We start from the raw sequence: 14,477 nt of genomic DNA, 5'->3' as shown, positions 1-14,477 counted from the left end.
CAATTTTAATATCTTTTAATTTCTGTTTTTCAGTAAAATCCATCCGCTTCTCTGCTCGAGTTTTTTACTGGCGGGATTTTCCCATTGTACTCTGTACCAGTAAGTAGCAGTTGGCAACACTAAACTTCCCCGCAACATTCCGTTCCAGAAAGTCTGGTTTTTGGATGCTTTAAATACTTCCTGTCCGTATCTGTCGAAAATAGAGGCTGCAAAATTATTATATGTGCTGATTCCCGTAAAATCTACAATATCGTTTTTACCGTCAGAATTCGGAGTAATGGCATTGATAACAACGAAAGTAAAGAAAGATATTGAAGTGCTACATTTCGCATCTTTCACTCTTACCTGAAGATTATAATTCGTATTATCCAAAATATTAGTAAATACATTGGAAGTCTGCCAGCTAAAACCATTATCAGCAGAATATTCCAGAGTTCCGCCTGTCGGATTTGTCGTAGACAGTGTTAAAATATGGTTCTCGTAGGAAATATTTGTAAACTGCGGCAATGTAGGATTGATAAGCTGTGCAGAAAATACCTTAGAACAAACCCCATTACTTATCGTTACCGTATAAGTTCCCGGTGTACTTACAGAAATGGTTTGTGTTGTTGCTCCTGTATTCCATACATACGTATAATTTGTTCCTGAGCCTGCATCTAAAATTCCTGAATCTCCCGCACAAACATTAACATCTTTCAGAGTAGAAACAATTGCAGGGACAACCTGAATGGTAATTGAAGTAGGATTAGCCACTTTACATCCGTTTCCACCTAAAGCAAAGACAGAATAGGTAGTTGTAGCTGTTGGAGATACAATCTGTGTACTTCCGTTGCCCGGTAAACCTACCCATTCGTAAGTAACTCCGCCGGTTGCTGTTAAAGTTACAGATTCACCTGCACATATTTTCATTTGAGAAGCAGTTAAAACTGCTACAGGAGGAGCCACGATTATTGTAATGGTAGCAGGAGTCGCTGAAACACATCCATTAGTACCCACAGCAAAAACAGTGTAGGTAGTTGTAGAAGTAGGCGAAACTACCTGTGTATTTCCATTTCCTATAAGTCCTGTCCAGTTATAGGTTGCACCGCCGGAAGCCGTTAAAGTAACAGATTCTCCTGAACATATCTGTAATACCGTAGAAGTTACAGTCGCTGTCGGAGCGGTTGTATTTTGTGTTACCGTAACGTTTAAAGTATACGTACAGTTTACATTTCCGGGCTGGTTGATATTGGTTACCGTTAAAGTATATACTCCACCCGCGTTTACCACCGGAGTTAATGTATTAGCTCCAGAAACAATATTTCCTCCACCGGTTGCGGTCCATGTAATGGTAGATCCTGCAGGAATTACAGAAGCAGAAGCATTCAATGTAACCTGAGGAGTGGTACAGGTAATCTGCTGAGGCGGATTAATGGTTAAAGTTGTTTGAGGAGTAGACAAAAGCTGTAATGTGACCACATTTTTACACCCTCCGTTTGTCACCAAAACATAAATAGTCTGTCCTCCAGCACTGTTAAAAGATGCAGGATTGGCAATTGTATTCGTATTTCCGGCATTGGCATCCGCAACATTCAGATAATAGGCAAAAGTAACTCCTGGTGCTGTTGTAATCTGTGGCTGTGCTTCCGTTAAATTATAATTAATTCCTCCGTTCTGATAACATTTTAATAAAGTAGCATTCTGAACGGTAATTGGCTGAGTCACCTGTATCGTAATCGTTGCAGGAGTAGCAGAAACACATCCGTTCGCTCCCACCGCAGTAACCGTATACGTCGTGGTCGTCGTAGGAGAAACAGTTTGTGTCGCTCCATTTCCCGGAAGACCAACCCAATTGTAAGTAGCCCCGCCGGAAGCCGTTAAAGTTACCGATTCTCCTGAACAGATTAAAATTTTTGAAGCCGTTAATCCTGTAGTTGGCGGCGCGCTGTCTCCTGTAACGGTTACATTCGCTGTTCCGGTACAGCTAACATTTCCCGGCTGGTATATATTAGATATGGTTAAAGTATACGTTCCCGCGGTATTTACAACAGGATTTAAGGTATTTGCTCCTGAAACAATATTTCCGTTGGTAGTTGTCCAGCTAAATGTAGAACCTGTAGGATATACTGAACTCGAAGCATTTAACGTAACCTGTGAATTTGTACATGTTAAAACTCCCGGTGTAGCAATAGTTGCCGTAATCTGAGGCGCTTTTATCAGTTGTAATTCAGCAACTTTGGAACAAAATCCGTTTTTAACTGAAACATACACCGTCTGTCCCGGACTTGAAAAGGCGGTCGGATTCGCAATCGTATTTCCGTTTCCTGCAACCGCATCTGCCTGATTCACATAATAAGCAAATGTAGCTCCCGGTGTTGTACTGATTGAAGGTTGTGCCGACGTTAAGTTGAAAGTAGCATTACCCTGTGTGTAACAGGATGTGAGTGTTGCATTCTGAACCGTGGGCGAAGTTCCCCCGACAATAGTAATGGAAGCTGTTCCCGGACAGGTGTTTCCGGGTAAAAATACCTGAACTGAATATACTCCCGGCTGAGTTGCCGTGTAAGAAGCATTGGTTGCTCCCGGAATAGGGTTTGTTCCCAAATACCATTGATAAGTAGCTCCACCTCCCTGAACTGACGCAGTGAATGTCTGCGGAGTATTATCACAGACGTTGATGGAGGAAGGAAGTGTAACTCCCGCCGGATCTAATAACTGCACACCAATATCGAAAGATCCTGCTTCAAGAAATACCGCAGAATCGAAATTAGCATCCTGATAATCTGCCAAAACCATTTTGAAATGATAAGTCTGCCCCGGAATTACTGTTGCTGTTGCCGTTAACGGAACAGTACGTCCGTTAAAGTTCGTTTCGATCTGAGGAATATTATATCCTCCGAAATACGATACGTTTGCAGCTCCGCAAGCCAATGGAGCACCCGTCTGATATTGTGTGGAAGGGTGAATATTCGTTACACTTACAGGACCTGCTCCTCCCGGTAAAACAGCAAGATTGGTATAAGGATCCCCTACTTTTCTTAATAAAAGAGCAAAACCATCGCTGATGGTACATGGGAAGTTTGTCTGATATTCTTTTGAAGCGAATAAATATCTGAAAGTAACTTTAGTAGAAGCCGGAACAAAATCGAATTCTATGTAAGTCGCATCGTTAAGCTGATTGTTTGGAACTCCAAGAGCTGCTGCCAAATCTGCATCTCCTCCGGAACCTAAACCGTCACTTAAAGTTCCCTGAAGATCATTTCCAGCTTTTCTCGCATATCCTGTTGTAAGAACAATTCCTTTTGCAAAAGGGAAATTGGTGGTTGCTTTATTAAAATATCCCCAGCTTCTGTTTTGGTCTGTCACTGCTAAATTTGGAGAAACAGATACATTCGTTACATTCGCAGCAGAACATGCAGATCCTCCACTAATGAGGACATCTTTTACCAATTGTGTGATACTGTATGAAGATTCCGGATAAGCGGCTGTATTTACATCTATAAAAGCTCCGGCTTTCATGTTTTCAGGGGTTTGTCTGCTCACAACTCCTTTTCCGTCTCTGCCTTTCTGTGCATTAACGAAATTCCCTACAAAAACCAAAAGCAAAGCCAAAAATAAATTTTTTGTCCTCCTATTTAACATTTTATATTATTTTAAACAAAAATACTATTTTTTTCAATTGAATTTCAATTCGGTACTAATTACATTATCACTTATATAATTAAATATCCTGTAAAAAAAGTAATTTCAATTATCTCTAAAACGAAAAAAAGACCAACAAATTGTTGGTCTTTCTATTTTGATTAAATTATTCAAAATTTTTCAATAAGATCCATCCTGTTTTTACGACAGGCTTTTTACTTGCAGGATCTTCAAAACTTACCTGATACCAGTATGATGAGGTATTCAGTCGTTTACCTTGGAAATATCCGTCCCAATAAGGCTGTAAGCTGCTTTCTCTGTAAACCTCTCTTCCGTAACGGTCAAAAATAGAGGCTTTAAAGTCTTTGTTTTTATTCACGATTCGGAAATCAATGATATCATTAATGTTATCTCCGTTTGGCGTAATAACGTTCTGCATTACAAATGTGAAATATTCAAGGAAGCCTACACAGCTTGTATTCTTCACTCTCACTCTAATGGCAATAACTGTATTTCTCGGCACATTGGTAAATGTATTTGAATTTTGCCATGTTAAACCATTATCAACAGAATATTCCAAAACACCGTTGCTTGGGTTACTTGCCGTAATAATCATGGTTCCGTTTTCATTATAGTTAACATTAATAACTTCCGGAATAACCGCCTGAATAACCTGTGTTGTAAAGACCTTTGAACACACTCCATTGGTAATGGTTACACTGTATGTTCCCGGAGTTCCTACAGAAATCGTCTGAGATGTTGCTCCATTACTCCACAGATATGTATAGTTCGGGCCTGCTCCTGCGTCTAAATTAATAACATCTCCCTGACAGATCATTCCACCGGAAAGTGTTGATTTAATAGCCGGAACAACTTCTATAGTAACGGATGCAGGCTGTAAAGATTTACATCCCTGTGTTCCGATCGCATAAACAGAATATGTTGTAGTCTGGGTTGGAGAAACTGTTTGTGTAGCTCCGGTTCCCGATAAATTCGTCCATTGATAGGTTGCTCCGTTAGAAGCTGTTAAAGTTGTAGATTCGCCTAAGCAGATTCTTACTTTTGTTGCCGTAAGCTGTGCAACAGGCGTTGCTTCTTTTCTTAAAGTTAAAGTTACTGTTTTGCTACAGAAAGCTCCGTTGGAAACCACGACATACAAAACCTGTCCGTCTGTTCCGTTATAACTTGCCATTTGCGCCGCCGTAAGATAGTTTGCATTCTGAGCAACAGCATCTGCCTGATTCACATAATAACGAACAATAGCCGTAGTGGAAGTTGTAATCTGCGGCGTTGCATCATTTAAATTAAATGTTGCCAAAGATGGTGTTGTACAGAGTTTTAAAGTAGCATTCTGTGCAGGTGGCGTTGTTCCGCCTACAATGGTAACGGTAGCTGTCTGGCAGTTGGTTCCGCCCACAAATGTTCTTACCTCATACACACCGGGTGATGTAGCGATATAGGTCGCATTGGTTGCCCCTGCAATTGCAACACCGTCTTTGTACCATTGGAAAGTCATTCCCGGAACAGCAGCAATCTGTGCAGTAAGAGTTTGCGGCGTATTATCACACATATTCACCGTCGTTAAAGGATTTCCGCTGCCGTCTACAATGGTCATTCCGATATCAAAAGATCCTCCCTGAAGAAAAACGGCAGAATCAAAACCACTGTCGGAAGCATCAGCCAAAACCATTTTAAAATGATAGGTCTGTCCCGGAATTACCGTTGCAGTTGCCGTTAAAGGAATTGTTCTTCCATTGAAATTCGTTTCGATATTTGAAGTGTTCATTCCTCCGAAGTAAGCTTCGTTAATAGGTCCGCATGAGAACCCATTACCGGAAGGAACAATGTTGGTAACGCTTACCGGTCCCGCTGTTCCGGGTAAAATTGCCATATTGGTATAAGTAGGATCCCCTACTTTTTTCAGTAATAAAGCAAAACCATCAGAATAAACTCCACAAGGGAAATCTGAGGTATATTCTTCTGAAGCAAAAATATAATTGAATTTTACCTGAGTATTGTTGGGAACGAAGTCGAATTCAATAAAAACGGCATCTTTTAAAGGAGCCAAAGGATTAATTGCCGTAACAAGATCCGGATCACTAACGGTGGATCCGGGAACAGTGTCACCTAATCCTGTTTCCAAAACATTTCCTGCTCTTCGGGCTTTTCCAGTTACCAATACAACACCATCCGTAAACGGAAAAGCGGTAGTTCCTTTATGAAAATATCCCCAAGCTCTTTCGGGGTCTGTTGCGGGCTGATTGGGAGAAACAGTGACGTTGGTAACATTGGCAACAGCACAACTTGAACCGCCTGTAATAAGGATATTTTTAACAAGCTGTTCTATATTATAAGATGATGGCGCATAGGAAGCGACATTAACATCTATAAATGCACCTGACTTTAAACTCGAATTAGTATGCTTTTCTTTGATTGGTTTTCTTGATGCTTTTTGGGCAAAAACGGAACCCGAAACCAGAAGCAACACTAAAAGGAAATAGTAGTTTTTTAATCTATAATTTAACATTTTGTTGTTGTTTGTTCAAAAATACTAAATTATTACTTAAAATCAGAACAAAAAACAAGCGTTATACTACAAATAACCTAAAATATTTTAAAATTATAGAAATAACAGATATTCTATCTGAATTAATAAAAAAGACTGATAAAATTATCAGTCTTTTTGTGTGGAATTTTACTATTTCAACAATTTTATCTGTTGATTAACTAATCTTTTTTCAGTTCGTCAATCATATTTTGCAATTCTGAGATCTTATCTTTCAGTGCTTTAATTTCATTTTTGTTGGAACTTACATTGCTTTTCAGCATTACATTTTTGGCGCGCTCATTATGGTCTTCTTCATCTTCTTCCTCATTAATTTCTTCAATATCTTCCTGAATATCCTCAATATCTTCATTAATTTCTTCGATATCCTCGCTGATTTCCTCAATGTCTTCGCTGATCTCTTCAATATCTTCCTGAATATCTTCAATATCCTCACTAATTTCCTCGATATCTTCCTGAATGTCTTCAATCTTTTCATGACTTTTATTCACCGACATCTGGATGAAAATGGCAAGATAAATTGCCTCTAAAGAAACCACTGTGGTAAGAATCAGCAGCATTTTATCAAATTCTACAATATGAAGAACCGGCAGAAGAAAAGAAATCAAAAAAAACAGGGTATGCGCAATGAGCGACGGAATAGAACCGATCCACCATGTAATTCCGTTGGCAATTCTTTCTAATACTTCAATTTTTTCTTCGTTCTTTTTCATTGCGTTTCAATTTTAAATTAATTCCTTGGTAACTCCTAATCCAAACAGTGCAAAATCGTATTTTGCAGGATCTTTTTCATCAAATGTACGGATGATAAGATCTAATTCTTCCACCGTTTTCCAGTCGTTCTGCGTTCTCGTAATCAGCCCCAGTTTTCTTGAAATATTTCCGGTATGTACATCCAAAGGAATCGACAGATGTTTCGGATCTGTATTTTCCCAAAGACCAAAATCTACGCCACGCCTGTCGTTACGCACCATCCAGCGCAGAAACATAATGATTCTTTTGGTGGAAGAATTTTTATACGGCGAACTTACATGTTTGTGCGTTCTGTGCTTTTCCATTCCCAAAAACTGTGTTCTGAAACGTTCAATGGCATGAGAAAAATTAATCTCAGAATCATTTATCCTGAATAAATCTTCCAGACTTTCATTCTCCGTATAAATTCTGTTAAACTGCTTAATAAAATAAGCAAAATCTTCTCCGTTAAACGTTCTGTGGACACTTTTGCCTTCAAGAAATTTCAAATCTTTTTCCGAATGATTCAAAACAAAATCATAGGGTGAATTTCCCATAATATCGAGCATTTTTTCTGCCGATTTAATGATCGCTTTTCTGTTTCCCCACGAAATTGTCGCCGCCAGAAATCCTGCAATTTCAATATCCTGTTTCAGAGAAAAACGATGCGGAATCTGGATCGGATCATTTTCTATAAATTCAGGATCATTGTACTGGTCTGCTTTTTCATCTAAGAAGATTTTCAGTTCTTCAAACTTCAACATTATTTTTAAATTTTTACAGGTTCCAGTGCCTTCGGTAAGAAAGTATTGGGAAAAACAGTTCTTGCTTCATCGGTAAATACGGTAAGATCTCCGTACCGATTGGAAAAATGTCCTAAGATCAGTTTTCCGACTTCTGCTTTTCTGGCTACCGTTGCAGCTTCCAGAGCAGTTGTATGCCCTGTATAATCTGCCATTTCCTTCAAATCGTGAAGAAATGTAGATTCATGATAAAGCACGGTTACATTTTTAATGATCGGGATTACACTTTCCAGATATCTTGTATCGCTGCAAAAGGCGTAAGATACAGAAGATGCAGGTTCTACGGTAAGAATTTCATTTTTAAGAACGTATCCATCGCTTAAAACAAAATCTTTTCCGGCTTTTATATTGTGATAATCGCAGGTTTCTATTTCGCTGTACTTCGCTATTTCCTTCATGTTCAGATGCCTGTCTTTCGGTTTTTCTTTAAACAGATAACCGTTGCAGTATATTCTGTGATCCAGAGGAATGGTGTACACTTCTACCCTGTTGTCTTCGTAAATTTTCTCTGAATAATCTTTATCCAGTTCATGATAAACCACTTCAAAACCACGGTGCGTTTCTGTAATCGTGAAAATAGTTTCCAGCATTTTCTTAATTCCTTTCGGACCGTAAACGTGAAGCGGCGTTTCTCTTCCTAAAAGTCTGAAGGAAGCAATAAGCCCTGGTAAACCAAAACAGTGATCTCCGTGAAGATGAGAAATAAAAATATGATTGATCTTCGAAAATTTCGCTTTGGCTTTTCTCAACTGTACCTGCGTTCCTTCCCCACAATCGATGAGGAAAGACCGTTCTTCCATCTCCAGAAACTGCGCGGTAGGAGAAGAATTCACCGTAGGAATTGCTGAATTAAAGCCTAATATCGTTAAATAAGTACTCAAATCGATGGTTTATTAAGGTGACAAATGTACGGATTTAGGTTAAGACTAAGATTTAGGCTGAGATTAAAATTACGTAGTGGAAACCAATTTAAATATCTAAATTCCGGTTTCTGTTTTCACCATACATCTTAGCCTCAACCTCAAACTATTCTTTCCCTTTCAGGAAATCCAAAAATAGATCCAAAGCCTGTTTTCTGTGGCTGATTTTATTTTTATCCTGCGGTTCCATTTCTGCAAAAGTCATGTCGTACCCTTCCGGAACGAAGATCGGATCGTAGCCGAACCCTTTGAAACCTTTATTTTCTTTCAGTAAATTTCCGTGAACCCTTCCGTCGAAATATTTGGCTCCGTTTTCGTCGTAATAGCATAAAACAGTAATGAAATACGCTTTTCTGTTTTCAATACCTTCCATTTCGCCCAAAACTTTTTCGATATTTTTGGCAAAATCATGATTTCCTGCATAACGCGCGGAAAAAATCCCGGGTCTTCCGTCCAGAGATTCTACAACCAGTCCGCTGTCATCGCCCAAACTTGGAATTCCTGTTTTTTCGAAGCAGTATTTCGCCTTAATTAACGCATTGGCATTGAAAGAATCTCCGTCTTCTACGATTTCTTCATGAAGATCGTAATCGGCAAGACTTTTAACGACAAATTCATCGCCTAAAATCTGCTGAATTTCTTCTTTCTTATGTATGTTGTGCGTTGCTACCAGTAATTCCATATTCAATTTCATTTATTTAATTTCTATTTTGTTTAAGCCTCAAATCATCATCATGAATAACACCAATGATATTAGTGAAATTAGTGTGTAAAAATTTAGTGCCATTCGTGTTTAGATTTAAATTTCAGAATAATGCACTTTATATTTTTTCATAAAAAGAAAATAAAACAAGGAGAAAAGTGCAATTCCTGTCATCAGTATGATCCATTCTGAAACTTTAAAAGCATCTGCGAAGCTTTCCGTTTTTACATAAGTGATTAATAAGGTGGAACATAAATTATTAAAACCATGCAAAAGCATTGGTAAAAGCAGAGATTTTGTTTTGTAATATACCAATCCCAGAACGCATCCTAACAGAACTGCTCCCACAAACTGCCACGGATTTCCGTGAACCGCACCAAAGATTACGGAAGCAAAAACAATTGCCATTTTTGGTTCAACGCCTTTATTCATCAATCCTTTCTGGATAATTCCCCTGAAAATAATTTCTTCAAAAATAGGCGCACAGATAACGGCAGTAATGATCATCACAACCGGATCATCGGTAAGTTTTTCCATCATCTGGGTAAAAAAATCGTAATATTTCCCGAAAAAAGGTCCCGTTGTAGGAATCTGGGCGGTAATAAATTCTGCAATAAACATCATCCCGATCATCATTGGAAAAATCAGGAGATAAGTAGAAAAATTAGTGGGAGAAAAATTGAAATTCAGCTTCATTCCTGTTGTTCTTCTCACGATGAAAAAATCAAAAAAAGCAATAGCCGTAAGAAATCCTGCGGCATTGGTAATCATAAAAAACCAGTCTCTGTACTGTAGATTTTCTTTGAAAGTAAACATCCAGAAAACATTAAAAGACGAAACCACCATTGTTCCGAAAAACAATCCTGCCAGTAAAACAAGACCGCCAATCCATGTAAACTTGAAATTCGGATATTTACTTTTTTCCATAGAATCTAAGAATTTATTGAGAAACAAAGATAATTCAAATTATGAGAAAAGAGAATCGCAGAGAAGTTTAACCTTAAAATACATGGTTACATTTATGTTTTTTAAAATGTTTAAACAAATTTCAAAATTAACCACAAAAGTTGCAAAAGAACATTATTCCGCAATAATTAGAATAATCAAAATTCTCAAAAGACTAAAAATCGAAGATTTTTAAAGCTGTTGTTGCCTTTTTCATTTATCGTTATTAAATTTTGAATAAAATTTCAGCTTATCTTCTATAACTTTTGCGGTTAAATAAAAAAGGTTAAACAGATTTTAAGTTAAATTTCTCTTTCATACTGTTTTAATGAAGTAACTTTGCAGCTTAATATTTTCACATGCAGGGTTTGGTAAAAAAGTCGGAGAATGTTAATCTGTCTTTAATCAGTTATGTAAGTTTTACCTTTATAGGGTATTTCGTTATCGGATTATCGCTTTCGGTTCTTCCTATTTTCATTAATAAAAGTCTTGGGTTCAGTCTGGTGATTGCAGGTTTGGTCATCAGTCTGCAATATGTTTCTACATTTTTCCTGAGAGCTTATTCCGGAAAAATCATTGATGGAAAAGGCCCGAAACCAGCCGTTTTATTCAGCATGATCAGTTTTTCGCTGACCGGAATTTTCCTGATCATTGCTTATTATTTTAAATTTTCTCCGTGGTTAAGTTTAATATTTTTGATTATCACACGTCTTCTTACAGGCTGCGCGGAAGGAATGATCGGTGCAAGTCCCATCAACTGGGCAATTATGGCAGTCGGAGAAAAGCATACGGCAAAAATTATTTCCTACAACGGCGTTGCCTGTTACGGCGCATTGGCAATCGGAGCTTCTCTGGGCGTAACGATTGAGCATGAATTCAGCTTATACGGAATCGGAATTCTTTCGATTATTCTTGGAATTTTAGGATTTCTTTTCGCAAAAACCAAAGACAATAAAACCAATACGAATATAAAGGAATCGCAGCCGTTCTGGAAAGTTTTGGGAAAAGTGGCTCCTTTCGGCGTTTGTCTGGCTTTAGGAGGACTTGGTTTTGCGAGTATTTCAACTTTTATTACCCTGTATTACAATTACTTTCATTGGAATAACGGCGCTTTATGTCTGAGTGTTTTCGGGGTACTGTTTGTTGCAGGACGACTCGTTTTCAATAATGTAATCAATAATTACGGAGGAATTAAGGTCGCTATTGCCTGTCTTTTGGTGGAAACTATCGGGCTTTTAATTATTTCGTTTGCCACGAATTCACAAATGGCTCTTGTGGGAGCCGGCGTTACGGGACTTGGGTTTTCATTAATTTTTCCGGCTTTGGGTGTGGTGGCGATTAAAAGTGTGCCTTCATCCAATCAGGGTTCCGCTTTGGCGGGATATGGTCTTTTTATTGATCTTTCTCTTGGTGTTGCAGGACCGCTGATTGGCGGAATTGCCGATCTTTACGGGATGAGCTATATTTTTCCTTTCAGTGCGGCGATGGTTTTTGTGGGATTGGGACTGGCTTATTTGCTTAAGCTTAAACACAAATAGCACTAATTTTTACAAGAATTAACACGACTCAGGTTGGTTTTCGCAAAGACGCAGGATTTTTACTAGTCTTAAATTTTTAAGGCGCAAGGATTTTATCTTTGATAAAATTGATCATCAGAATTATAAAATAAAATCTTTGATTTTATCCTTGCGTCTTAAGACTGGAAAACTCTTATTTAAATCTTGCGCCTTAGCGTTTTTCCAATAAAATTTAAACTCATCGTAGATCTTTTAAACACGAATAACACAAATGGTTTTCACAAATTCCACGAATTTGATTTTTTTTTAGCCTATTTTTAGTTTGGCAAAAGCAAACAAAAAAAGTTGTTTAAAGTAAAACGGTAGAAAACTCTATAGAGTTTTATCTGTGTAGACACCTTATTCACAATGCATTTTGCGTTCCGTAGGAACGCTATCTTTAAAAAATTTCTCATATTTATAGATATCAATCCTACGGATTGATTTGCGGATTTATTCTTATTTCTACACAGATTCTGCTCCTAAAGGAGCAAACTCTCTTACTTCAAACAACTTCAAAATAAAAAATCAAAGATTTTTAAACTAATGTGTCCTGTTACGTGTAAAGAATTTAATCTTAAGTTGATTCTGTTTAAACTTTTTATTTAACCGCAAAAGGGACAAAAGATGACTAGACTTTTATTTAAAGTTGATCATTATAAATGAAAAAGTTCGCAATAGTTTTTAAAAATCTTTGATTTTTATTCTTTTGATTGCTTTGATTATTCTGGAAATTCGCTTTACCATCGTCTTTTGTGCCTTTTGTGGTTAATTCTGAAATTAGTTCAAACAAATTTGTTACGAATGTGTTATAATCTTTTGTGAGTTTGCGGTTAAATAAAATTCATGCTTTTTCGTGTAAAAATTTGTGTTCAAACAAAATTTTCAGGATTCGACAAAATTCCCGATTTTTGCAACTTCAAAATACGATATGTCAGACTTAATCAAAGAAATAGAAAAAAGAAAAACCTTCGGAATTATCTCTCACCCCGATGCCGGAAAAACCACTCTTACGGAAAAGCTTTTGCTTTTCGGAGGTGCAATTCAGGAAGCAGGTGCGGTAAAATCCAACAAAATAAAAAAGGGAGCGACCTCCGATTTCATGGAAATTGAAAGACAGAGAGGAATCTCCGTGGCAACTTCGGTATTGGCTTTTGAATACAGAAACCACAAAATCAACATTCTGGATACTCCCGGTCACAAGGATTTTGCAGAGGATACGTACAGAACTTTAACGGCGGTTGATTCTGTAATCGTTGTGATTGACGTTGCAAAAGGGGTTGAGGAACAGACGGAAAAGCTTGTTCAGGTTTGTAGAATGAGAAACATTCCGATGCTGGTTTTCATTAATAAGCTTGACCGTGAAGGTAAGGATGCTTTCGATTTGCTGGATGAGGTGGAACAGAAACTGGGATTAACGGTTTGTCCGCTTTCTTTGCCAATTGGTATGGGAGCTGACTTTCAGGGAATTTACAATATCTGGGAAAACAATATCCAGTTGTTTTTGGAAGAGAAGAAACAGAAGGTGGGTGAAGCGATAAAGTTTGACAATATTAATGATCCTTCAATTGATGAAGTGATTGGCGAAAAAGCTGCCGCTACTTTAAGAGATGAACTGGATCTGGTTCAGTCGGTTTATCCTGAATTCAACCGTGAAGATTATATGAAGGGGGATTTGCAGCCTGTTTTCTTTGGTTCGGCTTTGAATAATTTCGGGGTTCGTGAGTTGCTGGATGCTTTTATTGATATTGCACCGATGCCACAACCGAAGGAAAGTGATACGCGTATTGTAAAGCCTGAAGAAAATGGTTTTACAGGATTCGTTTTCAAGATCCATGCGAATATGGATCCGAAACACAGGGATAGACTGGCTTTCGTGAAAATTGTTTCGGGAACTTTCAAGAGAAATGAAAATTATCTTTTGGTAAGAGAGGGCAAAAAAATGAAGTTCTCTTCACCAAATGCTTTCTTCGCAGATAAAAAAGAGGTGGTTGATGAAAGTTTCCCGGGAGATATTGTAGGTCTTCATGATACGGGAAGTTTCAGAATCGGAGATACGTTAACAGGCGGTGAAAAACTGAATTTCAAAGGAATTCCGAGCTTCTCTCCTGAACATTTCAGATATATTAACAACAACGATCCGTTGAAAGCAAAACAACTGGCAAAAGGGATCGATCAATTGATGGATGAAGGGGTTGCACAGTTATTTACCCTTGAAATGAACGGCAGAAAGATCATCGGAACAGTGGGTGCGCTTCAGTATGAGGTTATCCAGTATCGTCTGGAGCATGAATATGGGGCAAAATGTACTTACGAACCTCTTTCTATGCACAAAGCGTGTTGGGTTGAAGCGGATGAAAAATCGGATGAATTCAAGGAATTTGCAAGACTGAAACAGAGATTTTTAGCGAGAGACAAATACAACCAGTTGGTTTTCCTTGCCGATTCTTCTTTCACGATTCATATGACGCAGGAGAAGTTCCCGAATGTGAAACTGCATTTCATCAGTGAGTTTAAGAATGCTTAATTGAAAGATAATTTGTTTTAAATAGATTATCCGCGGAAGTTTTTCTGCGGATTTTTTTATGAAATTAAATGAAACTTTTATACGTGAAGTATCTTGAGGGTATC

At 37.9% G+C, this 14,477-nt stretch carries 9 protein-coding genes; 2 read left to right on the top strand and 7 right to left on the bottom strand.

Annotated elements, in window-relative coordinates; all coding sequences use genetic code 11:
- Nucleotides 1–15: 15 nt before the first annotated feature.
- From B0E34_RS06760 to B0E34_RS06730, 7 genes are all read right to left on the bottom strand, one after another.
- Nucleotides 16–3,621: a choice-of-anchor L domain-containing protein gene (locus B0E34_RS06760; protein WP_087708067.1), complete on the bottom strand. Its 3,606-nt coding sequence runs from the start codon at nucleotides 3,619–3,621 to the stop codon at nucleotides 16–18.
- 166 nt (nucleotides 3,622–3,787) lie between these two features.
- Nucleotides 3,788–6,148, bottom strand: a complete 2,361-nt coding sequence (locus B0E34_RS06755) for a choice-of-anchor L domain-containing protein (protein ID WP_087708066.1) — start codon at nucleotides 6,146–6,148, stop codon at nucleotides 3,788–3,790.
- A 200-nt stretch (nucleotides 6,149–6,348) separates the two neighbouring features.
- Nucleotides 6,349–6,900, bottom strand: coding sequence for a DUF1003 domain-containing protein (locus B0E34_RS06750; protein ID WP_087708064.1), 552 nt, complete (start codon nucleotides 6,898–6,900; stop codon nucleotides 6,349–6,351).
- 12 nt (nucleotides 6,901–6,912) lie between these two features.
- Nucleotides 6,913–7,683: a TIGR02757 family protein gene (locus B0E34_RS06745; RefSeq protein WP_165762960.1), complete on the bottom strand. Its 771-nt coding sequence runs from the start codon at nucleotides 7,681–7,683 to the stop codon at nucleotides 6,913–6,915.
- 5 nt (nucleotides 7,684–7,688) lie between these two features.
- The gene (locus B0E34_RS06740; RefSeq protein WP_087708062.1) at nucleotides 7,689–8,603 is read right to left on the bottom strand and encodes a ribonuclease Z; all 915 of its coding nucleotides are present in this window, start codon (nucleotides 8,601–8,603) and stop codon (nucleotides 7,689–7,691) included.
- Between the two features lie 145 nt (nucleotides 8,604–8,748).
- Complete coding sequence (gene rdgB, locus B0E34_RS06735; RefSeq protein ID WP_370688420.1) at nucleotides 8,749–9,324, bottom strand: RdgB/HAM1 family non-canonical purine NTP pyrophosphatase; 576 nt, start codon at nucleotides 9,322–9,324, stop codon at nucleotides 8,749–8,751.
- A gap of 117 nt (nucleotides 9,325–9,441) precedes the next feature.
- Nucleotides 9,442–10,272: a CPBP family intramembrane glutamic endopeptidase gene (locus B0E34_RS06730; protein ID WP_087708060.1), complete on the bottom strand. Its 831-nt coding sequence runs from the start codon at nucleotides 10,270–10,272 to the stop codon at nucleotides 9,442–9,444.
- Between the two features lie 377 nt (nucleotides 10,273–10,649).
- On the opposite strand from B0E34_RS06730, the gene B0E34_RS06720 reads away from it, so the two are divergent.
- Entirely contained in the window at nucleotides 10,650–11,828 is a 1,179-nt protein-coding gene (locus tag B0E34_RS06720; RefSeq protein WP_087708056.1) for an MFS transporter, read from the top strand.
- A 949-nt stretch (nucleotides 11,829–12,777) separates the two neighbouring features.
- Nucleotides 12,778–14,373 carry a peptide chain release factor 3 gene (locus B0E34_RS06715; protein WP_087708140.1) on the top strand — a complete coding sequence of 532 codons (1,596 nt, stop codon included), beginning with the start codon at nucleotides 12,778–12,780 and terminating at the stop codon, nucleotides 14,371–14,373.
- Nucleotides 14,374–14,477 lie beyond the last annotated feature (104 nt).

This window comes from Chryseobacterium mucoviscidosis, assembly GCF_002177115.1.
GTDB classification, from domain to species: domain Bacteria; phylum Bacteroidota; class Bacteroidia; order Flavobacteriales; family Weeksellaceae; genus Chryseobacterium; species Chryseobacterium mucoviscidosis.
Note: the sequence above shows the minus strand (reverse complement) of the source record. Positions and strands in the feature narration are given on the sequence as shown.